The following is a 23071-nucleotide window of genomic DNA, read 5'->3' on the forward strand; positions in this document are numbered from 1 at the left end:
TTAAGGCGGAACGCTTGCTCTTTTTCACGTGATAGTGTGACTTTTCCAATTTTAAGTAGTTGAGTTTTTGGGAGTAGCTTCGCTCACTTCGTTCGCCAAGTACTGTTCATCATCGAATCACTTTGTTCTTCGTGATTCACAGCAATTCGCAGCAAACAAAAAATCCTCCCACCCGTGTTCGGATAGGAGGATTGAATTTATCTTTTATCTATACAAAGATACCATTCAGTTCACACAGATTTTTTCTAGGCGCACCTAGATATTGTTCTGCATGTTTCCTTCTTAGCCTCACGGGACTACTCTTAAAGGATTACTTATTTAATTTTCTTTCTAAAACAGTGTACCTTTTCTTTTGAAATAAATCAATCATTATTTCTTAATTGGTCTAAAGTTTTTTCAAAAAGATCAGGTAACGGTGCTTCAAAGACCATCATTTGACCAGTTGTAGGATGTTTAAAGCCCAGTACTTCGGCATGTAAAAACTGACCATTACCTTTTAACGTTTTTCTTGGTCCGTAAAGTGGATCGCCTGCAACTGGAAATCCAATATATTTCATATGGACACGAATTTGATGAGTACGTCCTGTCTCCAATTGCAATTGAACCAAAGTATATCCTTCAAATCGTTCTAAGACTTCAAAGTGTGTGACAGCTGGTTTTCCGCCTTCGATCACGGCTTGCATCTTACGATCATTTTTAGACCGTCCAATGGGTGCATTGATTTCACCTTTATCATGTGAGATTTCACCATGGACTAAGGCAACGTACTTTCTGAGCGAAGTTTTATCTTTTAATTGTTCTGCTAATGCAATATGCGCTTTGTCATTTTTGGCAACCATTAACAAGCCAGAGGTATCTTTGTCGATACGGTGCACAATTCCTGGACGAATAATCCCATTGATCGAAGACAAATCTTTAATATGGTACAACAAAGCATTTACTAATGTTCCATGTTGATGTCCAGCAGATGGATGAACGACCATCCCTTGGGGTTTATTAACGACCAATACATCATCGTCTTCATAAACGATTTCGATTGGAATATCTTCAGCCAAAACATCTAGTTCTTCTGGTTCTGGCACATTGATACTGATTTCATCATTTTCTTTAACTTTATAATTTGGGCGAGTAATTTCACCGTTCACTGTGATATTTTGGTCTTTTAGCCATTGCTGAATTTGTGAACGGGAATGATCTTTTAATAAATCACTTAAAACTTTATCGATCCGTCCTTTTTCTTGTTTTATCTTTACATTAATTTGGTCCATTTTTTCCATCCTTCGCTGCTTTTTCGTCTAAAATCAAATAAATAAAAATACAAACTACACCAATTACTAACACTGAGTCAGCAACATTGAATATAGGAAAGTTAATAAATTCTGTTTGGAACATATCAACAACATACCCTAGACGCAAGCGATCGATAAAATTGCCAATTGCTCCAGCTAAGACTAAACTCAAACCGACTGTAAACCATTTGCTTCCATTAATATTTTTAACTAAAATATACAGAACCACGGCTACCACAATTACCGTAACAATATAGAAGAACCACATTTTCCCTTCTAACAGGCTCCAAGCCGCTCCCGTATTACGAAGATACGTAAACGATAAGAATCCAGGAATAAACTCTTTCGTTTCTCCTAATTGGATATTTGTTACTGTTAAATATTTCACCCATTGATCTAAACCGATCAAAACGGCACTGATTATTAAATAGACTGCTAACAACGGCTTTCATTCCTTCTCTAAATTATTATATAAATCTCTCGGACGGATAATCCCAAGCAAACTGCCATTGGGATCGCCATCTTTTGTAATCAATATCGCTTCTAGTCTGACTTGTGTTGCAAACATTTCCTCCACTTGAAACACCGTGGTCTCTTTACTGACGAACTGGAAGTTACTGCCTTTATAATTACTTACCAAAAGCTCAGAAGCCCGTCTTCCTTCTAACTGAATATCACCTTTAGAACTTTCTACAGCTAACCAAATACCCAAACCTCTGACTGTAATCAAACCTTTAAATACGCCATTATCATAAATTGGAAATTGTGAATACTGCTTACGAGCGACAATGGATAGGATTTCTTTGATTGAAATATTTATGTCAAATCCAGTCACTTTTTTAGCAAAACGTGGTAGAACTTTTTCAGGACTGATCAAGGCTTCTTCAATTTCATGCATGCGATTGACTGCCCACTCATTCGGTTCAGCAATGATGAAATCAGTTGATATTTGTTCGTGTACGATTGCATTTCTCAATTGAGCCATTTGCAGTAAATCATCCTGAAACAAAGGGATGTGGCTATCCTTTTTTCTTGATAGTCTCCGAACCATTTCACTAAATCCCATATTTGTAGGATTATTTAATTGCTCGCGAAACCACTTTTCGATACGGTTAAAACTACTTAAAAACTCTTCTGCTCTTTCACCCATCAGTTTTTCTCCTTGATCACATATGCTTTACTTAACATGGAAAATACAAAAATAAAATAGATTATTAATAGTAATAAAATTCCTATTACGTTCAAATGCAGCACAGGAATTAAAAACATGCCAACAAATAGTATAACATAAACGAAAATCAACGTTGGATTCATCGTAATTTCTAAATCAATTATATGTCCCTGATCAATCACTTTAAAAGGGACACTTTTTAAAAAGAAAAATTTGGCTTGGATTGTACATTCTGCTGCTTCAACTTCAACTTGTTTGGTTTGATTCTGACTTAAATAAAACCATTTTTCATCGTCTTTTTTAATCTCGATTGGACTACCCATTCCATAAAATCCGGTATTTCTAGTACAACGAATCTTCATGTTGATCCCTCCTCGAGCTTTAGTTTAAAGTATATAACAAAAAGCTACAGACTGGAAGAAAGAAGTTAGTTTTTTGATGATTAAATAGTTGTATTTATAAATAACAATCTATCGAACAAGAATGCCTATTTTTTTGAATAACCGACTTTAATATGAATCCTAGAAAGATCGTTTTAAGAAATACGCACCCTCAAAAAATGCTCAGTAGACATCGCGTTAAAGTATTTCTATTTCCGTCCTTACTTAGTCTTCCTTTATTCTTATCCAAAATGCTCTTTAAGATAGCCTTTCGTTCAGCTCTTTTCTATCTGAAAATCAACTTTTTTTCAAAAGATTGACGGGGTGCTTTTTTCACTTTATAATGATGCTAGACTTTAGAAAATAAAGGAGCGTGATTTGAATGGAAAAAGGGTTCGTCAAGTGGTTCGATAATAGAAAAGGTTACGGCTTTATTGGTTACAATGAGGACGAAGAAATCTTTGTTCATTTCACAGCAATTGAAGAAGATGGCTTTAAATCTTTGGAAGAAAATCAAGCTGTCGAATTTGAAGTAATGGAAGGTACACGTGGTTTACAAGCTGCACATGTGAAAAAAATATAAAAAATTTAGCGTTTTTGTGTAACAAAGAGAAGAGCTGAGCGAAACATCTATGTTTCGTTCAGCTCTTCTCTTTTTAATAATGTTTACTAATGGTCAAGTCAGGATCATCAATAACTGTTGCTGTAAACAATGGTTTTTCCTTGATTGACTCTAAAAATGCTGTCTTATTTTTCTTGGTCATAATAAACATTTGCGTGCCTTCTTTAAATTCAGAAGATTTTATTTCAATGCATTTAGGCCCCACCCGAATCATTTCGATAGTAGATAATGTTATTTTTTTTCGTCTTACTGGTAATAATGCATGAACGATTAAATACTCATCGTCAATCATAAAATAACGATTACACCCTAATAAAGCAAAGAAAAAGAAAATGACTAAAACGATATTACTAATCAAATAAGGACGAGTATGCTCCAATGTCAATATCAAACTAAAAAATAAAATGCCAAATGTACAAGACCAATAAATTATCGCTGTCGATAATTCTGGTTGCCAATGATAGACTTTTTTCTTCATGTAGCGACCCCTTAATAAAAATTCAGTGTGTTATAATAGTAACATACTTCAACTTTGAACGAAAAGAAAATAAGGAGATATTTATGTTACGAATATATGTCGACGCTGCAACAAAAGGAAATCCTGGTCCAAGTGGCGGTGGTATCGTTCTCGTAGGAGACTCACTTCACGAACAAATCCATGTGCCACTGGGCGAGTGTTCCAATCACGAAGCAGAATTTAAAGTTTTTATTAAAGCATTGCAACTAGTCGTTGAAAAAGAGTTAAACAATCAAACTGTGTTGATTCATTCTGATAGTAAAATCGTTGTCCAAACAATCGAGAAACAGCATGCTAAAAACCCTTTATTTCAACCATACTTGCATGACTTTCTGCAATTAGAAAGCCATTTTTCTTTATTATTGGTAAAATGGCTGCCTGAAAGCCAAAACAAAGGTGCTGATACTTTAGCACGACAAGCATTGCAAAAATACCAGTAACCTTATATCAAAAGAATTTGCTTTTACATTGTCAAGTCTACCATTTTACCCTTCGTTATTTTAAGGATCGAGGTTGGCGGCAACTCGATCTGCATTCCCCTTTTGCCAGCTGAAATGATAATACTATCAAACTTATTTGCCTCCAATGCAATAAAGGTTGGAAATAGTTTTTTCATTCCGATCGGAGAACAACCGCCCCTGATGTAACCTGTTGTTTCTTCTAAATCTTTCAAATGAAGCATATCAACTTTTTTATTGCCGCTTGCACTAGCTAATTTTTTTAAATCTAATTCTTTATCTCCTGGAATTACAGCAACAACAGGTCCTGTCTTATTTCCTATAGTTACTAAGGTTTTAAAAATTTTCCCATCTTCGATTCCTATCTTTTGAGCAACACTCTCTGCGCTTAAATGATCCTCACTCCATTCAAATTCATATTCTTTATAAGCAATTTTATGTTGTTCAACGATTCTCATTGCATTTGTTTTTTGTATTTTCTTTTTCTTAACCAATTGAATTCACCTCACAGTTCAGTTTATCAAAGAAATGGATCGATGCAAGAAAAATAGACTAGCTAGAAACAAGTTACCACTCATTTCTAACTAGCCTATTTTTTAAAATGCCAGAGTTTGAAGAATCTCACGTAGTTCATTTACAGGTACTTGTCCAGGTGCGGAAGCTTTTTTCGCTGCACCAAAAGTCATCGCTGAACCAAAAACTTCGCCACACATCCGGCTAACCATACCTAATTGTCCCATTGACATCGTTACAATTGGGCGATCTGCGTGCACTTTTTTCATTTCATTGGTTGCTTCTAAAAGTGTCAACACATCATCTGAGCATTGCGGCATAACAGCAATCTTACAGATATCCGCATGTTTCTTCTGCATACTACATAATCTAGAAACGATTTCTTCTTTAGCAGGAGTTTTATCGAAATCATGGTTACACATCACAATTTTGATTTCTTTTTCATGAGCGGCTTCAATAGTTTGTTGAACAAGCTCTTCATCCATGAACAACTCCACATCTAATAAATCAATTGCGCCATTTTCGATGACAGTTTTGTATAATCCAAAATATTGTTCATCTGAAAACGGAATTTCGCCTCCTTCTTGTTTCGTACGGAAAGTGAACAGAACAGGTTTATCTGTTAAAATCGCTGCAATTTTTTTGGACATCTCAGCAGCCGCTTGAAAATCAGCAACTCGGTCAAAAAAATCAACACGCCATTCAACTAAATCACAATCGATCGTCAATAAGTGTTTGGCTTCTTCTATTAATTCTATTTCATTTTTTCCTACCAAAGGAACAATAATTTTAGGACTCCCACTTCCAAGAGTCACATTTTTAACGGTGACTGTATTCATTTTTGCATCCTCCTTATTTGGATGTATCGATCGTTTGACGATAGCGAATAAAAATAATAACGGCTAAAACAAAACCGATTCCTGCAATAATAGCATCTAATAACATAATACCGTGTGGATTACTACTAGCGATTTTACCAGAAACTACAGGAATAGCAAAGGAAGCAATACTTCCGAATGTGTAAAAGATACCCGTAATAGTTCCTTTACCAGCTGGGAACATTTCTCCCATCACAGTTAAGCCTAATTGCATAACCCCACCTGCTGCAAAAAAACCGACTAAGACAGCACCAATTGTTAAGACTATTGGTGTCGGGAATAACCACATCGCAGTGATTGCCAAGAATGAAGCAAAAGTATATGGTAACACTAGGTTAACTGGGCGGATTTTAGCGGCAACAACTGCCGTTACCCCCACACAAACCAATGACCCTGTAGAATAATATGAAACAAGTAATTTGGCTGCATTTTCAGACATAGAAGCGACTTCTTGTCCATAGACGGCAATATATTGACTAATCAAATAAAACGTTGCTTGAGAAATAAATCCGTAAATCACAAATGCAACGCCTTCAATATGCATTTTAGGTTTACTTTTGAATTTTGTAACGGGCGCGGCTTCAACTTCAACACCCTCTTTTTCTGCCGCTTTGTTATCTGAGTCTGGGAATGGTAATTTTAATAAGAACAGACCATTAGCGCATAATAAAACTAAACAGACAATAAACGACCAACCAAACCATAGACCACTACTAGCCAAAAATGCAATTAGAAATGGCAAAGCAAATTGACCGATCTGGACAGCTGCTTTAATCAGTACACTAGCTGTACCCGCTGTCTTAGGAAATGACTCCATTAGCGCTGGATATGTTCCAGAATCAAGACAAGAATTGGCAATTCCTGCAATCACACCGAATGCCATCGCAACTGGGACACTTGGACTAAACAAAATTCCAACAAAAAATAGTGCATAAATCAGCATTCCAAGATAAACAAATGGTTTACGGCCAAATTTATCAGACAGCCAACCTGAAATTAAAATTGCAACTAGTCTTCCAATTCCAAGCATTGCAACAACCCCTGAGACTCCCTCTATGTTGGTATGCCATTGTGCTGCTAAAGCGTCTTTATTTTGCATAATGATCAAAACGCCCATCCCATGAACAATATAATTGATATACAGCCCTAACGCTGTTGGTACATACTTGTTTTTCATTTATTTCTCTCCTGTAAATAAGATTCTTTTTAGTCTTTAAATAGTAGCTCTTTGATATAGTCGACAGGCATATCTTCATCAGTGAAGTGTTTAAATGCTTCTGCACCTTGATAAAGCATCATGCCAAGTCCATTAATCGTTTTCTTTGCACCATGTTCGCGGGCAAATTTCAGCAGTTTTGTTTCTTTAGGAATATATACAACATCAAAAACGACTAAATCTGGACGAATAACCTCTGGGTCATTGATCAAACTTTCCTCTTGTAAAGGTTTCATACCTACACCTGTAGCATCTATATAAATACTACTCTCACCAATGGACTGTTTAAAAGCTGCTTGATTCGATAAATCAGTTAGCGTTGCTGTACATTCTGTATTTTCGTTGATTTTTTTGACTGTTTCTTCAGCATTTTTGTAGTGTTGGTCATTGATATTGAAAATCCGCAATTCTTTGACGCCATCTAATGCCGCTTGAATCGCAATGGCTGTTCCTGCACCACCTGCACCCGTCATTGTCACGATTTGATCTTTGACGTTTACGCCTTCTTCTTTCAATGCTCGCATCGCGCCAGTACCATCTGTCACATGTCCAACTAAATGACCTTTTCCATCTTTGTTCGTTACAGTATTGACCGCACCCACTAATTTTGCAGCAGGTGAAAGTTCATCTAAATAAGGAATAATTGCTTGTTTGTTCGGCATAGATACATTAGAGCCGCGAATTCCTAACGCGCGAATTCCTTGAACTGCATCTTTCAACTCTTCATTTCCCACTTCAAACGCCATATAGGCATAATCCAACCCTAATTTAGCAAATGCTTCATTGTGCATTGTTGGTGATAAACTGTGGCGAATCGGTGTTGCAATTAAACTGATTAATAATGTGTGTCCATCAATTCTTTCTGTCATATTAATTCCCTCACTTTATTTAATTTATGTTGCTTGAAGACTTTTCGCTTGCTCAAATAACATTTTTTGAGTTCGAGTATTTTCTAGAACTTCAATCGTTTTTAAAATATCTCGTGCTTCTCTTGTGCCTTCCATGATTCTTCTAGCCACTTTGCTGTCTCCCATATTTAAAAGAACGGCACCATTACGTCTAGCATAATTATCAAGTTCACGGATCATTGGTGCTTCTGCACGCATTCCAAGACATACGAACCCTAAATCAAACGGTAACTCAATCATTTCTCCATCTTTTTCAACTAAGAAACTATTTTCTCTAACTTCTGTTAATTTCGTTTCTACATGAACTTCCACATCGAATTTTTCGACGATTTCCATCATTGCAAGTTTTGTAATTAAATCTAGATCTTTCCCGATTTCACCTTGCATTTCCACGATGCTCACTTTTTTAGCACCACGTTCAGCGTAGTATTCTACAACATCTAAACCGACAGCACCTCCACCGATTACAACGACTTCTTTCCCTTCAAATTCTTGAAATTTTGACATATCCTCTAAAATATCAAAAATAGAGAAGATTTTTCTATCTGGATTTTCTAGTTGCTCTTTTAACCCATTGATTGGTGGAAGTAATGGTTTTGCTCCAGTCGCATTAACGATGATATCTGGTCCAATTGCTTCAATATCTGCTAATGATGCTGCATGATTTAAATGAATTGCTAAATTATCCAATTCTTTACAGCGATTAATTTCGTAGGTAATAAAATCATCGATTCTTTTCTTATCTGGGAAACGAGCAATTTCATGACCTAAGCCGCCTAAATAGCCTTTTTGTTCAAATAACTCCACACTTACGCCAACTTCCGCTGCAGTCGCTGCTGCTTCAAGTCCTGTTGTCCCACCACCGATCACAACCATTTTCGTCGGGTGTAAAATTGGTTTCATCTTATAATCGTCTTCATAATGTAAATCTGGATTGACTGTACAACGCATTGGACGAGCTTTAGCAATTCGGTGATCTGCACAACCAATGTTACACGAAATACATTTTCTAAGCAGATCTTCTTGTCCATTGGCAACTTTGTTGACCCAGTTAGGCTCAGCAATCAAGCCGCGGCCCATCGCCAGTAAGTCTGCATCTCCTGATTCGAGAATTTCAGTTGCTCTTTTAGGACTGCGAATATTCCCAGAAGTTACGGTCACTTTATCAGGAAAACGTTCTTTCACTGCTTTTGACATGTAAGCACGCCAACCATCTTCCAAGTTCATTTTATCGATTTGATATTGTAAGCTGTCATTCAATGCGGCAGAAACATTTAAGATATCTACTTCATCGGCAAAATAACTCAAAATTTCAATCGTATCTTCCAATGTATTGCCACCTTCTAATAATTCATCCGCACTAAAACGAAGAGAAATTGGGAAAAACGGCCCCACAGCTTTTCTAACAGCCTCAACCACTAATTTAGTCAGCCGAGCACGATTTTCTGGACTTCCGCCAAATTTATCTGTTCGTTTATTATATAAAGGAGATAAAAATTGACTTAAAAGATACGAATGTCCTGCGTGAATTTCTACACAATCAAATCCAGCTCTTTGCGCTCTTAAAGCGCCATCCGCATAACGGTCAACAATGCCATAAATTTCCTCTTCTGTTAATGGACGCGGTATAGGGTTCCCTTTTTTTGATGGAATATTAGAAGCTGAAACTGGTTGTTCTCCTTCTAAACGTAAACCATACGCTGAAGCCCCCGCATGATTGATTTGAACAGAAGTACACGCACCATATGCATGCATTTTTTCGTTAAAATGCCATAATCCCGAAATATATTGATCATTGTCCATTCTTAATTGACGGGCGCCATTGGTCCCCATAGGGTAATCAATGCAAACATTTTCTAAGGTGATTAGACCTGTTCCTCCCTTAGCACGTTGTTCATAATACGAAACATGCTGCATACTGAATGTCCCATCCATATTGGCGAAATTAGTCCCCATAGGCGGCATGACGACACGATTTTTCAATGTCATACGTTTCACAGTTAATGGTTCAAAGATTGCTTGATAATTATTCATGATTGCCTCCTCGATTTAAAAGCAGCACAACTCTATCGATCCTTTATAAATTGACAATGAAATTTTTGTGTATTATTCACAATTTATCTACTTGATTCAGGATTGACTTGTACAGCTCGATAACAAATAAAGTATAGTAAACCTCGTCAGTTCTTAGTGAAATTGTTACATCACTTTTATCTCATTCATATCTGAAGAACTGGTCATGTAACTAGTAACACCAAAGCTAAAACAAACTCAATCTACCTAGCTTTTTCATTGTTACTCTTTTCACAATTGGTATGAACTTATTTTAATTCAACATATTGATAAATTCCAATGAATGTTTTTTATACTTTTGATAAATACAATTTATACATTAGAAATGAAACGATTTTATGTTTTTTGGTGCATCTTCCTTTGATTATTGATAAACTGTGCTTATAAATTAATGAACGACAAGGAGTTTTTACACATGAATTTACGACAATTGGAATTTTTTAGAATGTTGGCAGATACCCAGCATATGACGCATGCTGCAAAATTATTAAATACAACGCAACCTAATTTAAGCCATTCCATGTCTGAATTGGAAAAAGAATTAGAGGCTCAATTATTTGAAAAAAAAGGACGAAATATTCAACTGACAAAATATGGCAAATTTTTCTATACATATGTGTCAACGGCTCTAGAAGAATTAGCAAAAGGCGAACGAGCACTAAAAGAATTAGTGAGCCCAGAGAAAGGACTTATTGATTTTGGTTTTATTTACACTGCAGGTTCTTTATTAGCACCCAAGTTGATGAAAGAATTTTCTGCCTACCCTGGTAACGAGCAGATTCGGTTCAATTTATTTCAAGGAAATTCTTCTGATATGACTGATTTGCTCTTAAAAGAAGAAGTGGATATTGCAATTACTTCAAAATTAAAAGAAGATGTACAGCTCCATTACGAGATTCTAACAGAACAAGAGATTGTTTTGGTTGTTCCTTTTGATCATCCTTTAGCGATTTATGACAGCATTTCATTGAAAGAAACGAGTGATTATCCTTTTGTTTACTTCAATGAAAGAAGTGGCCTGCGTCCCTACCTAGATAAAATGCTAGCCGCTGTAGCCATCACACCTGAGATTGCTTGCGAAGTGGAAGAAGATCATACCATGTTAGGCTTTGTTGCTCATGATTATGGTATTGCATTGATGCCGAAAATCCCATCGATTTCAGCTTATAACGTCAAGTCTATTTCCCTTGAAGACAATTTTTTCCCCCGCTATATTTATTTAGCAACAAAAAAGGATCATTTTCTTTCACCTGCCGCGTTGCGTTTCAAAGAATTTATTGTGTCCTATGCTCAAAATATGTTTTATCAATAAAATCTGCTTCTGATAAAAACCCTTTATAAGCTTGAGTGATTCGATAAAAAATGAGTGGGACATGACTCTTTATGTCATACCCCACTCACATAGAATTCAGTCCCAAACTCATTTTTTTACACTATTTATCCGAGTTTTATCACTATACTTTTTTGCTATTTTTTTATCTCAATAAAAAATACTTTTAGATAGTTACCTTCTTCAAAGTATTGATTTGTTTTAAAATCATCAGGTAATTGATAGGTTTCTTTAAATTGATAACGTACATGCTTTTCTTCCAAAGCTTGGATAATCATTTTTTTATATTTCTCCAACGAAATGTTGGCTGCATTTGTGGAAGCAATCAAAAAACCGTCTTTCTTTAAGATATCAATGGAATCCTTTACCAAGTCTCCATAATTTTTTGCTACTGAAAAAACTTTTTTCTTATTCCTAGCAAAACTTGGCGGATCAAGAATGATAACGTCGTAGCTGAGTTGCTTGCGGTTAGCATATTTAAAATATTCAAAAACATCCATTACAATGATTTTTTGGTCATCTACTGCTAAATGATTGACTTCAAATTGTTCTTTTGTCTTTGGCAAACTTCGTTTAGCTAAATCCACACTTGTAGTTGTGCTAGATCCTCCCATCGCACTCGCAACTGAGAAAGCACCAGTATAACTAAACATGTTCAAAACAGTTTTTCCAGCAGCAAGCCCTTCAACTAAACGGCCTCTTACTTCTTTTTGATCCAGAAAAATCCCGGTCATTAAACCATCATTCAAATACGTTGCATAGGTTACCCCATTTTCACAAACTAAAAGTGGTTCAGGCGCATCAGAACCAAATAATTTTTGAGATTCCGGCAGTGAAGTTGTAGAAAAACGAATTTTTTCATACGCACCTTTGATTTCTGGAACACTATTTCTAAAGGCTTGAACGATTTCGTCCTTTTTTTGATATAAGGTTGCATTATACCAAGAAAAAACAGCATAATCATCATAACGGTCAATAATCAACCCGCCAAGTCCGTCTCCTTCTCCATTAAACAAGCGGTAAGCAGATGTTGATTCATCTTGTTCATATTTAACTCGATGCGTTTTAGCTTCTGAAAATAATTTTTCTAAAAAGAAAGGATCTATCCTTCCATCCCAATTTACTAACCAACCGATTCCCTTGTTCTGTTCACCAAGATAGCCTGTCGCAATAAATTGACCTTTACTGTCAACAAATGTAACCCACTCATCCGAAAAATCATTAGGGACGCTTAGTAAATCCTCTTTCTGCACGAGAGGATATCCTCCTTTGAATTTTTTTTCTGATTTTTTTGTTACTATTATATTCATATATAACGACATCCTTTATCCAAATTTAATTTCTTAAAGCCGCTACTCAGCCGCTTGATTTCTCGTCATTCGCTAGTATATCAAATAATGTGCCATCTGTCGTTAGTGCTCTTATTTATAGATGAATGTTCTATTATCTTAAGAAAAGTAAAATTTTGTTAACTTTTACTCGTTCTAGCCTGATTTAAATTGACATAGATTTGCAGAGAGAGTAGAATTATAAGGGTATATGAAAAGCACTTGAACTATTTTCATTTGCTTTCTTTTAGATCTGATTTTAGAAAGGATACGTTTACTTTGAATATTATAAAAAAACTGCATATGCCTAAGTTTTTAGACACTCGATTAGGACTTTTCGGGGTAGTTGCGGTGTTGATTTGGCTGAAAAATATTTTTGCTTATACTGTCGATTTTCATTTGCGAATTGAAAATGCTTTTGAATATTTCATTCTTTTCATCAATCCAATTGCCTCTACCTTTTTCTTATTGGCAGTTGCGCTGTATGTAAGGAGAAAGAAAGCTTCATACATTACCATGATGGTGATTTACTTCTTAATGTCATTACTTTTATTCTCAAATGTTGTTTATTATAGAGAATTTACTGACTTTATCACTGTTAACACTATGCTTGGTGCTGGAAAAGTTGCTAGTGGTCTTGGTGAAAGTGCCTTACGTCTATTTAGACCCTATGATGTGATTTATTGGATTGATTTTATTATTGTTGGTATTTTATTGCTGACTAAAAAAATCAAGATGGATGAACGTCCCGTTAGAGCTCGTGTTGCTGTATCGATCAGCATGTTATCTGCTTTATTTTTTGTAGCAAACTTAACATTAGCTGAAACAGCTCGCCCGCAATTATTAGGACGCCAATTCTCCCGTGATTATATCGTTAAGTTTTTAGGTTTAAATGCGTTTACTGTCTATGATGGTGTGACAACCTATCAAACAAACCAAGTTCGAGCTGAAGCCAGTGAAAATGATATGGACGCTGTTTCCGATTATGTAAAAGGACACTACGCAGCTCCAAACCCTGATACTTTCGGGATGGCTAAAGGAAAAAATGTTATCTATATTCACTTAGAAAGCTTCCAACAATTTTTGATCGATTATAAATTAAAAGATGAAAAAGGCGTTGAACACGTCGTTACTCCTTTTATTAATAGCTTGTATCACAGCAACAGTACGTATAGTTTTGATAACTTCTTCCACCAAGTGGGACAAGGAAAAACAAGTGATGCGGAAACAATGTTTGAAAATTCATTATTCGGATTAGATCAAGGTTCTTTATTCACTCAAGTCGGTGGTAAAAATACCTTTGAAGCAGCTCCTGCTATTTTGGGTCAAGAAGCTGGTTATACGAGTGCTGTTTTCCACGGAAATGCTGGTAATTTCTGGAATCGTAATGAAACTTACAAACATTTAGGTTATAACTACTTCTTTGATGCTAACTACTATGATGTCAATGAAGATAATTCATTCCAATATGGCTTGCATGACAAACCATTTTTCCAACAGTCTGCACAATATTTGGAACGACTACAACAACCTTTTTATTCTAAATTTATTGCTGTTTCAAATCACTATCCGTATTCTCAATTTACAAATGATGAAGCTGGATTCCCGATTGCTCAAACGTCTGATGAAACAATCAATGGCTATTTCGCTACAGCAAACTATCTTGACAAATCAGTCGAAGAGTTCTTTAACTATCTAAAAGCTAGTGGTTTATATGACAACTCTGTCATCGTCCTATATGGCGATCATTATGGTATTTCTACTTCTAGAAATGATAACTTAGCTGAATTACTTGGTAAAACAAAATCAACTTGGAACGACTTTGATAACTCAACAATGCAGCGTGTTCCTTACATGATTCATGTTCCGGGTCAAACAAACGGCGGTATCAACCATACTTATGGTGGTCAAATTGATGCTTTACCTACCTTATTACACTTAATGGGGATCGATACAAAGAATTATATTCAAATGGGACAAGACTTATTCTCTAAAGAAAATTCACAATTAGTTGCTTTTAGAAATGGCAATTATGTGTCACCTAAATACACTATGTTAGGTTCTAGTATCTATGAAACGGCAACTGGTCGTTTGCTAGAAGAACCTACTGAACAAGAAAAACAAGAAGCCAAAGAACTAAAAGATAAAGCGAACTTACAGCTTCAAATGTCAGACCAAACAACAAATGGTGACCTATTACGCTTCTATACAAACAGTGGCTTAACACCAGTAAATCCAGATGATTATAATTACAAGGATCAATTAAAACAATTGGAAAAAATCGAAGATGACAAAGGTAAAAAATCAACGAGTGTTTATAGTAAAAATAATAATACCTCAACTGTTGATAAATACCATACTGAGTCTTATCAAGATTATCTAAAATCTGCAAAATAACACAAAATAATCATGAAAGCTTGAGTAAATTACTCAAGCTTTTTTATATCTTATTCATAATTAATTCATATTCTTCTTTTATACTTGAATTAGTGAGGTGAACATATTTGAAAAACTTACGTTACGCTTTTGCCAGCGTTTCTTATCATAAAAAAATTTCATTTAGTATTGGTGTTTGCTCAGTTTTTTTTCTATTTTTATTAACGAGTATTATGAATCTTAGAGATATAGAAAAATCGTTTTATGATCAAATGAGTTCTATGATCCACAATACTGAGTACCACATGAATTATCGAAAAATCATGCAAATGTATTCTTCTATGTACTTCACAACCTTATTGATTTGGATAATACTGATTACAACCATGGTATTTATCGCATTAAAAATAAAAAATCAGGACATGATAAAATGGAGGATTATGGGTTTTTCTAATCGCTTCGTTATCAAGCAATCTATTATAGAAAGTATCATTCCCGTAATAGCAGGTGTTATTATCACGGCTTTATTTCTGATCATTTGTCAGCATACATATGAATATATTTTACTCCACATTAGGCCACTCCTTGCAAATGGCATGGGCATTAAACGGATTCCGTTATTCTCTTCCCAGGTACTTATTGAGAGTACTCCCAATCAAGTAATCAATACTACTGGGGATACACATTTTGTATCTCTGAGAATAAGTAGTTTAACATCTTCAACAATTTTCAAAGCTTTTTCAAAAAATTGTCTTCTATTATTATCCATTACGACAGGAATTACCTTGTTATCAACCTATTTTCTTTCAAAGAAAATGAAAAACGTATTTAGGATGTGAGTAAATGAATTTTCCTTTAGCAAAAAACTGGACTGAAGAAAGCTTCCAAGAACTATTCCAACAACAACATATGACGGTTGTTTTGGAAGATCAGAGCAGTATTCAAGCCGATTTTTATTTCCTTATTGATAAAACATTTGATATGAAACAATCTATGGCCATTGGTTTTATTCTCTCTGAAAATATCTTTTTACCTTACCTTTCAATCAGAGATAATCTATTTGTTGGTTCCTCGATCAAAGAAAAAGAGAAAAAGAAGATACTTAATGCTCTCTTTGACTATGTCGGACTTACCGCAAGTATCTTAAACAAGTCTAAAGATGAATTAAGCGCCTTTGAACTAGTCAAACTTCAATTAGTTCAACTCTTATTAATCAAAAAAGATATCATCATTATTGACGATATTTTCCAAGAGCTATCCATTAGTCAAAGACAAGAATTATTGCCCTTACTTCAAAAAATAGCAAAAGAAAAACAGAAAGCCATTTTAGTTTTGACTAATGATATTCAAATTGCTGAAAGCCCATATATGGATAAAATCATCAAAATAGCATAAAAAAATACCAGTTGAGCAAAATCTGCTTAACTGGTATTTTTTTATGCACCATCTTCTATTTCGACATCAGGGAATGAAATAGTGAAACTAGTTCCTTTGTTTTCCTGACTTTCCACACTAATTTTCCCTTTGTGTAAGCGAACCAACTGCTGAACGATTGATAGACCTAATCCTGATTCACCATATTTTGTATTTTTCCTCGACGGATCAACCTTATAGTAACGATCCCAGATATTTTGGACTTGCTCTTCTGTCATCCCAATACCCGTATCAGAAATCGTAATGATCGTCTCTAGGTATCCTTTTTGCAAATGGACCCGAATCTCTCCATCCTGAGTAAATTGTATCGCATTTTGAATAATGTTGACCATAATTTGAACAAAGCGATCATAGTCAGCATAAACATCAATTGCTTCATCAGCTTCTAATATAAGCTTGTCATTGGCTGATTCTGCTTTTCCTTCTAACTGAGTAAGAATGTCTTTCAGCGTTTCAGTTGCATTAAATTTCTTCACTACAATACTGATTTGATTGGTTCTGATTTTTTCGTAATCTAAATTTTCATTTACAAGCCTGATTAAACGAGATGTTTCATTTTGCATAAGTTTAATCGCATTCTCTCTTTGCCCTTCTGGAATCGCGTTATATTGCAATCCTTCCAGCAAACCATTGATCGTTGTCAACGGTGTTCTCATCTCATGAGAAGCATCTGCCATGAATTGACGACGACGATCCTCCTGACGATCGATCTCTTCTCTAGATTCTTTCAGTGACTCCGCCATTTTATTAAAGTCTTCAGCTAGATCATCAAATTCATCTTTATCATGGGTAACCAGTTTTACATCAAAATTACCGCTTGTTATCTCTTTTGTAGCCTTTCTCATGCGATTGATCCGCTTCACTTGGAAGCTGGCAAAGAAATAACTTAAAATCAAGCCTACGATACTCGAGATGATAAATCCCTTAAATAAATTTGCTGTGATTGCATCCACGCTATCAGAAACGTTTTTGGCTGGCTGGGTAATAACTAATGCACCGATGATTATATTTTCATTCTGGGCATTCGTCGTACTAACTGGCATCATCACATAAGACGACATGTTTTTATTTCCATAGATGTCTTTGTTGATTGTTGCGTATTCTTGCTGGCCTTCCATCAAAGCGTCCCAATTTTCTTTTATAACGGAATTATCTAGTTTGTGTTGTGTATTTAAAGGATATTGAACTTGCATATTTCTGTCATAAAAAACAAATTGAACATCCTGATTACTTAAAAAACCTTCAAATAAACTGAATGATGTATTCCAGATATCCTGATCAGTCATTCCAGGGAGTCGAGTGATTGAATCCTTTGTCTTCCATGCCGATATAGCATACCCTCGAAGTTGCTCATAATTATTATCCTGCAGCGTTTTTTTAGTCAATTGAGTAAAAGAAGTTCCAACGATCAAAATAATTAGAATGATCACTCCCCAAAAAGCAAGTAATTGTTGATATAAATATTTCATCTAAGCTACTCCAGAATCATCAAATTTATACCCTACACCCCAAACAGTCTGAATCACTTGTGGTCCAACTTTTTCAATTTTTTGACGCAATTTTTTAATATGTGCATCTACGGTACGTTCGTCACCAAAATATTGATAGTCCCAAACCATTTCAAGTAATTGTTCTCGTGAAAAAACCTGTCTTGGCTTTTTAGCTAAAGTATAAAGTAAATCGAATTCTTTAGGTGTTAGACCATCAATTAATTTATTGTCTAAATAAGCCTCTCTGGTTTTTGTATTCATCTTGAAGTGATCTGTTTCCACATCGAATTTATCATCCGAACTAGTTGTACCATCAGGAGCATGTTCTCCAATCTCTGAGCGACGGTGCAATGCTTTGATCCGAGCAATCAAGGTTAATGGACTAAACGGTTTCGTCACATAATCATCTGCGCCCATTTCTAATCCGATTACTTGATCACTTTCCGAATCTCTAGCTGTTAACATAATGATCGGAACAGTATTTGACACTTTTCGGACTTCTCGGCAAACAGCCATTCCATCCATCGTTGGTAAGTTCAAATCTAGTGTGATCATATCCCATTTTTCTGGATTTTCTAAAAAGGCATCCAGCCCTTCTTTACCATCGTATTTAAAAGTAGCCTCCCATCCTTCATTTAAGAAAAACATTTGCATCATTTCTGAAACTGATTCATTATCTTCTATCATCAATACATTCATTATTTACTCTCCTCTTCCCTTCAAGTTTAACGTCATTTATATTATACTCTAAAAACCTGTCAGCACCAATAACTTCTACCTTTCTTCAAAAAAGCTTTGTCTTTTATTCAATTTTTGATAAGATTAAGGATGAAAGGACGTTGAAAATTCATGGAAAATATACAAGCAGTTGCTTTTTTTGATTTAGATGGAACATTATTGAATGAGAAGTCACAAATTACTACAGAAATAACCGATGCGATCAGTGCCTTAAAAGCCAACAATGTCTTACCGTTGATTGCAACAGGTCGAACAATTGTAGAGATTGAACATATCATGAAAGGTAGCGGAATTGATTCTGCCATCGTTATGAATGGTCAGTTTATTCAAGTAGAAGGAAAGAAAGTTTATTCAGATGAGTTCACCTTTGAAGAGTGTTTAAAAATGTATGAGCATGTTAAAAGTTTAGGTCACGAAATCTCCTATTACAATGATCAGCAAATTTGGTGTTCTGGTCACAATGAGATTGTTCAAAGTGCCTATGCTTTTATCCATTCAGATGTTCCTGTAATCGATCGTTCTAGCTTAGATGGAAAAACAGTTAATATGATGCTCGTTTTATCTGAAGATGGCGATGAGCATTATTTAGAACATTTTCCCGAAATGACCTTTTATCGAAATGGTCCCTATTCAATAGATACGGTTAGAAAAGGAGTTTCTAAAGGAAGTGGCGTCCAAAACCTTTTTAAAACATTGAATTTACCAAATGTGCCCACTTTTGCCTTCGGTGATGGTATCAATGACCTTGCATTATTTGAGGCTTGCGATAACAAAATCGCTATGGGAAATGCCCGTAATGAATTAAAAGAGCGTTCTAGTTTTATCACTAAGAAAAATACTGAAGGCGGCATTGTTCACGCTTTAAAACACTTTGATTTGATTTAATCTTTAGTTTAAAAATAGAACTAAAAAATCCCACTTCTTATTTAGAAGATGGGATTTCTTTTTTATGTCTTTTTTGATGAACACAGATAACGGTTCCTGTCACTTGAATCAGTAAGAGAAAAAGTAAAATTGCACTTAACCCTAAATGTCCTTGATCGAATGTTCTTTTTAACAATACAAGTAAAATCAGACTACTTACTGAATAAAGTGACCATTGTTTATCCATAATATCTAGACCCCTTTGGTTTGTTACCTATAAGGATAGGACTTTTAATTAGAAAAAGCAAGGATCTTTTGGTTATCTGTGAAGTTTCCTACAATTTTTTAGTGTTTCTTTATAATTCTAAGGAAACTCTAAATATTGCACATTCAATTTTTTAGTGTTTTTTTCTTGTAAATCACGCTATCCATTTCAAACAGCGAAAAAAAATGATACACTGATTTTACTGCAAATTTTTTATTGTAAGGAGTTTTTGATTCATGGATGAAAAGAAACAATCAAATATACAACTTATTTTAGATACTTGTTTGATGGCTGGCAAAATAATGACTGAAAGTGGTTCTGAAGTTTATCGAGTTGAAGATACGATGAATCGAATCGCCGAAAATGCTGGGCAAAAAGAAAGTGTTAGTTATGTTACCGCCACTGGTTTGTTTATGGGATTTCGTTCCAGTAATTACACCCAATTAGAAAATGTCACAGAACGCAGTATTAATTTAGAAAAAGTAGCAATCGTCAACAATCTTTCAAGAAAATTTGCCAATAAAGAAATTTCATTGGAAGAACTTAATCTAAAACTTACTAATATCAATCATGAAGCGCCAACTTATTCTGTTCCTTTGCAAATTTTAGCAGCAGGAATCGTCAGCTGTACGCTGATGTATATCTTTGGTGGAAATTGGAATGATTTTTTAGCTACCTTTTTCATTGGAATGATTGGATTTACGGTTGCTTATTTTACCAAGGAATGGCTGAACATCAAATTTTTAGATGATTTTCTTTCTGCTTTCACAATTGGTCTGTTAGCTTATCTAGCAGTAAGGTTCCACTTAGCTGGAAATATCGATAATATTATTATTGGTGCTGTCATGCCGCTGGTGCCTGGTGTCGCGATTACAAATTCATTCAGAGACATCTTAGCAGGACACTTATTAAGTGGGACAGCACGTGCTACTGAGGCAATCTTTGTTGCGGGTTCCATTGGTATCGGTATCGCAATTGTTTTTAAATTATTTATGTAAGGAGAAATGACTGTGGAAGTAGTTATTCATTGTATATTTAGTTACCTAAGTACAGTAACTTTCGGAATTGTTACAAATGTACCTCGAAAAGTTTTAAATGCTTGTGGTATCACTGGTGCTGTAGGCTGGATGATCTATTGGTCTACTGAAAATCTAGAAGCAGGTGGCATTTTTGCTAACTTTCTGGGTGCAATTGGTATTGGATTGTTAAGTATTTACTTCTCACGCAGAAAAAAAATGCCCATGACAATTTTCAATATTCCTAGTCTTGTTCCACTAGTTCCTGGAGGACCTGCTTATCAAGCTGTTAGAAATATTGTTTTAGGCGATTATGTCAACGGTGTCCATTCTATCATCAAGGTAATCATGACTGCTGGTGCGATTGCTGCTGGCTTTATGGTCACTGGAATCGTTGAACGTCTGTTAAAAAATTTATTGGATAAAAATAAAACGCCAATGAAAAATTCTTGATAAAAATAGAAAGTGTAACTTGGGAAAACCGTACAATGCATAAACGCATTGTGCGGTTTTCCCTCAGTTACACTTTGTTCCCTATTCAATTGAAATCTCTTCTGCTTCTTCTTCAAAGAATAACAGTAAATCCTGTAAGGTTAGTTTTTCTTTTTCTTCCTTGTTTAAATCTTTGATAATTTGACCTTTTTGTAATACGATCAATCGATTTCCGTAATGTAAAGCATCTTCCATACGATGAGTGATCATCAAACAAGTCAACTCCCCCTCTTTGATCCGTTGTTCTGTCAACTGCATCAACTGCTTGGATGTTTTTGGATCAAGTGCTGCTGTATGTTCATCTAAAAGGAGCAACTCAGGTTTAGTCAAAGTTGCCATTAATAAACTCAACGCCTGTCTTTGACCTCCAGAAAGGTTTCCTGTCGGTGTGTCTAGATGATTTTCTAATCCATTTCCGACCTCACTACAAATTTTTGTAAACAGTGCTCTCTCTTCATTTATTTTTCGTAACTTCAACCCTCTTCTTTTCCCTCGATGTAATGCTAATAATAAATTCTCGGCAACAGTCATTCTTGGCGCTGTGCCCATCTTAGGATCTTGGAAAACACGAGATAAATATGAGGCACGCTTTTCTTCAGAATAGGCAGTAATATTTTGTTCATTGATAAACAAATCGCCCTCACTTAGTGCTACTGTTCCAGCAATACTGTTAAATAACGTACTTTTACCCGCACCATTACCGCCCAATACAGTGACAAATTCGCCTTGATTGATTTTTAGATTCACATGATTTAATATCACTTTTCTTTCGTTCAAACCATTATCGATATACTTTGTTGCATTTTTAAGTTCTAAAACTGTACTCATTTTTCTCCCTCCTTTTGTGGTAGAAAGTGAAGATTCAATGCTTTTTTTAGTTGTGGAATCATTAAACAGGCTGCTAAGATCACCGCTGAGAAGATTTTTAAGTAAGTTGTATCAAACCCAAGTTTGATAACAGCTAGAATAAGTAGTTGATAAATAATACTTCCAACCACGATTGCCACCAAGCGTTCTGCAAACGTCAATTCTCCAAACAACACTTCTCCTATAATAATCGATGCCAATCCGATGACAATGACCCCGGTGCCTTTATTGACATCCGCGTATCCATCATTTTGAGCAATCAATGCCCCTGATAAAGCAATCACGCCATTTGATAAGGTTAAACCGAGTATTTTCATTGAATCTGTTTTGATTCCAATTGAACGCGCCATATGCTCATTATCACCAGTTGCAATATAAGCTTGTCCTAAATTCGTATTAAAGAAAAACAATAACAAACTAATAATGATTACAAGAAAAATCACACCTAAAAATACAATATCATAATAATTAGGTAAATTAAGTTGTAAAAAGAAATCTTGGATTTTTGGTTTATTCAACAATGATAAATTGGGTGTTTGCATGACATAAAGAATCACCGAGTTCAAACCCGACATCACCAGAATCCCCGCCAATATCACAGGGATCTTTCCTTTAGTAAACAATAAGCCTGTTACAAGTCCGGCGCACATCCCTGCCAAAACACCTAGTAAAGTCGCTAAAACCGGATGGATTCCAGCAGTAATTGCCGTAACACAAACCGCTCCTCCTAACGGAAATGACCCTTCCGTCGTCATATCTGGAAAATTTAAAATACGATAAGTCATAAAAATTCCTAATCCTAATATTGCCCATAACATTCCTTGTCCAATTGCCGATACTATCATG

General features: G+C 35.3%; 25 protein-coding genes. 9 read left to right on the top strand and 16 right to left on the bottom strand.

Features of this window, described 5'->3' with window-relative positions; all coding sequences use genetic code 11:
- Positions 1 to 362: 362 nt before the first annotated feature.
- The 4 genes from AC4BB7_RS09525 to AC4BB7_RS09540 are packed head-to-tail and all read right to left on the bottom strand — an operon-like array spanning position 363 to position 2822.
- Positions 363 to 1268 (bottom strand): RluA family pseudouridine synthase, encoded by a 906-nt coding sequence (locus AC4BB7_RS09525; protein WP_086313236.1) that lies wholly within the window; start codon positions 1266 to 1268, stop codon positions 363 to 365.
- A complete protein-coding gene (gene lspA, locus AC4BB7_RS09530) occupies positions 1255 to 1731 on the bottom strand; it encodes a signal peptidase II (protein WP_490482861.1) in 477 nt (158 codons plus the stop codon). Before lspA ends, AC4BB7_RS09525 begins: the two co-directional genes overlap by 14 nt.
- Before the next feature lie 6 nt (positions 1732 to 1737).
- Positions 1738 to 2439: a CBS domain-containing protein gene (locus AC4BB7_RS09535; protein ID WP_490482862.1), complete on the bottom strand. Its 702-nt coding sequence runs from the start codon at positions 2437 to 2439 to the stop codon at positions 1738 to 1740.
- Entirely contained in the window at positions 2439 to 2822 is a 384-nt protein-coding gene (locus AC4BB7_RS09540) for a hypothetical protein (protein ID WP_490482863.1), read from the bottom strand. The genes AC4BB7_RS09535 and AC4BB7_RS09540 overlap by 1 nt, the downstream gene beginning before the upstream one ends.
- Before the next feature lie 400 nt (positions 2823 to 3222).
- Between AC4BB7_RS09540 and AC4BB7_RS09545 the strand changes: the two genes are divergently transcribed.
- Complete coding sequence (locus tag AC4BB7_RS09545) at positions 3223 to 3423, top strand: cold-shock protein (RefSeq protein WP_025869040.1); 201 nt, start codon at positions 3223 to 3225, stop codon at positions 3421 to 3423.
- 73 nt (positions 3424 to 3496) lie between these two features.
- On the opposite strand, the gene AC4BB7_RS09550 is transcribed toward AC4BB7_RS09545, so the two are convergent.
- Positions 3497 to 3940: an EbsA family protein gene (locus tag AC4BB7_RS09550; protein WP_490482864.1), complete on the bottom strand. Its 444-nt coding sequence runs from the start codon at positions 3938 to 3940 to the stop codon at positions 3497 to 3499.
- Between the two features lie 83 nt (positions 3941 to 4023).
- On the opposite strand from AC4BB7_RS09550, the gene AC4BB7_RS09555 reads away from it, so the two are divergent.
- The gene (locus AC4BB7_RS09555) at positions 4024 to 4419 is read left to right on the top strand and encodes a ribonuclease HI family protein (protein WP_490482865.1); all 396 of its coding nucleotides are present in this window, start codon (positions 4024 to 4026) and stop codon (positions 4417 to 4419) included.
- A gap of 23 nt (positions 4420 to 4442) precedes the next feature.
- On the opposite strand, the gene ybaK is transcribed toward AC4BB7_RS09555, so the two are convergent.
- The 5 genes from ybaK to AC4BB7_RS09580 form a co-directional block, all read right to left on the bottom strand.
- Complete coding sequence (gene ybaK / locus AC4BB7_RS09560; RefSeq protein ID WP_490485138.1) at positions 4443 to 4895, bottom strand: Cys-tRNA(Pro) deacylase; 453 nt, start codon at positions 4893 to 4895, stop codon at positions 4443 to 4445.
- 138 nt (positions 4896 to 5033) lie between these two features.
- Positions 5034 to 5789 carry a type I 3-dehydroquinate dehydratase gene (gene aroD, locus AC4BB7_RS09565; protein ID WP_086313248.1) on the bottom strand — a complete coding sequence of 252 codons (756 nt, stop codon included), beginning with the start codon at positions 5787 to 5789 and terminating at the stop codon, positions 5034 to 5036.
- 13 nt (positions 5790 to 5802) lie between these two features.
- Positions 5803 to 7005, bottom strand: coding sequence for an MFS transporter (locus AC4BB7_RS09570; RefSeq protein WP_086313250.1), 1203 nt, complete (start codon positions 7003 to 7005; stop codon positions 5803 to 5805).
- Positions 7006 to 7034: 29 nt separating this feature from the next.
- The gene (locus AC4BB7_RS09575) at positions 7035 to 7913 is read right to left on the bottom strand and encodes a shikimate dehydrogenase (RefSeq protein WP_490482866.1); all 879 of its coding nucleotides are present in this window, start codon (positions 7911 to 7913) and stop codon (positions 7035 to 7037) included.
- A gap of 24 nt (positions 7914 to 7937) precedes the next feature.
- Entirely contained in the window at positions 7938 to 9986 is a 2049-nt protein-coding gene (locus AC4BB7_RS09580; protein ID WP_086313254.1) for an oxidoreductase, read from the bottom strand.
- 454 nt (positions 9987 to 10440) lie between these two features.
- Between AC4BB7_RS09580 and AC4BB7_RS09585 the strand changes: the two genes are divergently transcribed.
- Positions 10441 to 11337 (top strand): LysR family transcriptional regulator, encoded by an 897-nt coding sequence (locus AC4BB7_RS09585; RefSeq protein ID WP_086313256.1) that lies wholly within the window; start codon positions 10441 to 10443, stop codon positions 11335 to 11337.
- A 155-nt stretch (positions 11338 to 11492) separates the two neighbouring features.
- Here the strand turns inward: AC4BB7_RS09585 and AC4BB7_RS09590 are convergent, their stop codons facing one another.
- Positions 11493 to 12665: a class I SAM-dependent rRNA methyltransferase gene (locus tag AC4BB7_RS09590; RefSeq protein ID WP_490482867.1), complete on the bottom strand. Its 1173-nt coding sequence runs from the start codon at positions 12663 to 12665 to the stop codon at positions 11493 to 11495.
- 321 nt (positions 12666 to 12986) lie between these two features.
- On the opposite strand from AC4BB7_RS09590, the gene AC4BB7_RS09595 reads away from it, so the two are divergent.
- The 3 genes from AC4BB7_RS09595 (at position 12987) to AC4BB7_RS09605 (ending at position 16454) form a co-directional block, all read left to right on the top strand.
- On the top strand, positions 12987 to 15080 hold the full coding sequence (locus AC4BB7_RS09595; RefSeq protein ID WP_490485139.1) for an LTA synthase family protein: 2094 nt from the start codon (positions 12987 to 12989) through the stop codon (positions 15078 to 15080).
- A 107-nt stretch (positions 15081 to 15187) separates the two neighbouring features.
- Entirely contained in the window at positions 15188 to 15898 is a 711-nt protein-coding gene (locus tag AC4BB7_RS09600; RefSeq protein WP_490482868.1) for a hypothetical protein, read from the top strand.
- 4 nt (positions 15899 to 15902) lie between these two features.
- Positions 15903 to 16454 (top strand): hypothetical protein, encoded by a 552-nt coding sequence (locus AC4BB7_RS09605; protein WP_490482869.1) that lies wholly within the window; start codon positions 15903 to 15905, stop codon positions 16452 to 16454.
- A gap of 41 nt (positions 16455 to 16495) precedes the next feature.
- Here the strand turns inward: AC4BB7_RS09605 and AC4BB7_RS09610 are convergent, their stop codons facing one another.
- Both AC4BB7_RS09610 and AC4BB7_RS09615 read right to left on the bottom strand, forming a co-directional pair.
- Positions 16496 to 17962, bottom strand: coding sequence for a sensor histidine kinase (locus AC4BB7_RS09610; RefSeq protein ID WP_086313262.1), 1467 nt, complete (start codon positions 17960 to 17962; stop codon positions 16496 to 16498).
- Positions 17963 to 18682, bottom strand: a complete 720-nt coding sequence (locus AC4BB7_RS09615; protein ID WP_086313264.1) for a response regulator transcription factor — start codon at positions 18680 to 18682, stop codon at positions 17963 to 17965.
- Positions 18683 to 18832: 150 nt separating this feature from the next.
- Here AC4BB7_RS09615 and AC4BB7_RS09620 point away from each other — a divergent pair, with 150 nt between their 5' ends.
- Positions 18833 to 19606, top strand: a complete 774-nt coding sequence (locus AC4BB7_RS09620) for a Cof-type HAD-IIB family hydrolase (protein WP_490482870.1) — start codon at positions 18833 to 18835, stop codon at positions 19604 to 19606.
- Positions 19607 to 19643: 37 nt separating this feature from the next.
- Here the strand turns inward: AC4BB7_RS09620 and AC4BB7_RS09625 are convergent, their stop codons facing one another.
- Complete coding sequence (locus tag AC4BB7_RS09625) at positions 19644 to 19832, bottom strand: hypothetical protein (RefSeq protein WP_086313267.1); 189 nt, start codon at positions 19830 to 19832, stop codon at positions 19644 to 19646.
- A gap of 254 nt (positions 19833 to 20086) precedes the next feature.
- On the opposite strand from AC4BB7_RS09625, the gene AC4BB7_RS09630 reads away from it, so the two are divergent.
- Positions 20087 to 20848 (top strand): threonine/serine exporter family protein, encoded by a 762-nt coding sequence (locus AC4BB7_RS09630; protein WP_490482871.1) that lies wholly within the window; start codon positions 20087 to 20089, stop codon positions 20846 to 20848.
- Positions 20849 to 20860: 12 nt separating this feature from the next.
- Positions 20861 to 21319 (top strand): threonine/serine exporter family protein, encoded by a 459-nt coding sequence (locus tag AC4BB7_RS09635; RefSeq protein ID WP_086313271.1) that lies wholly within the window; start codon positions 20861 to 20863, stop codon positions 21317 to 21319.
- Between the two features lie 81 nt (positions 21320 to 21400).
- Here the strand turns inward: AC4BB7_RS09635 and AC4BB7_RS09640 are convergent, their stop codons facing one another.
- Both AC4BB7_RS09640 and AC4BB7_RS09645 read right to left on the bottom strand, forming a co-directional pair.
- Complete coding sequence (locus AC4BB7_RS09640) at positions 21401 to 22186, bottom strand: ABC transporter ATP-binding protein (protein WP_490482872.1); 786 nt, start codon at positions 22184 to 22186, stop codon at positions 21401 to 21403.
- Entirely contained in the window at positions 22183 to 23070 is an 888-nt protein-coding gene (locus tag AC4BB7_RS09645; RefSeq protein ID WP_490482873.1) for an ABC transporter permease, read from the bottom strand. The genes AC4BB7_RS09640 and AC4BB7_RS09645 overlap by 4 nt, the downstream gene beginning before the upstream one ends.
- Position 23071 lies beyond the last annotated feature (1 nt).

The sequence above is a fragment of the Enterococcus sp. AAFC-DPL-5182 genome (assembly GCF_058216605.1).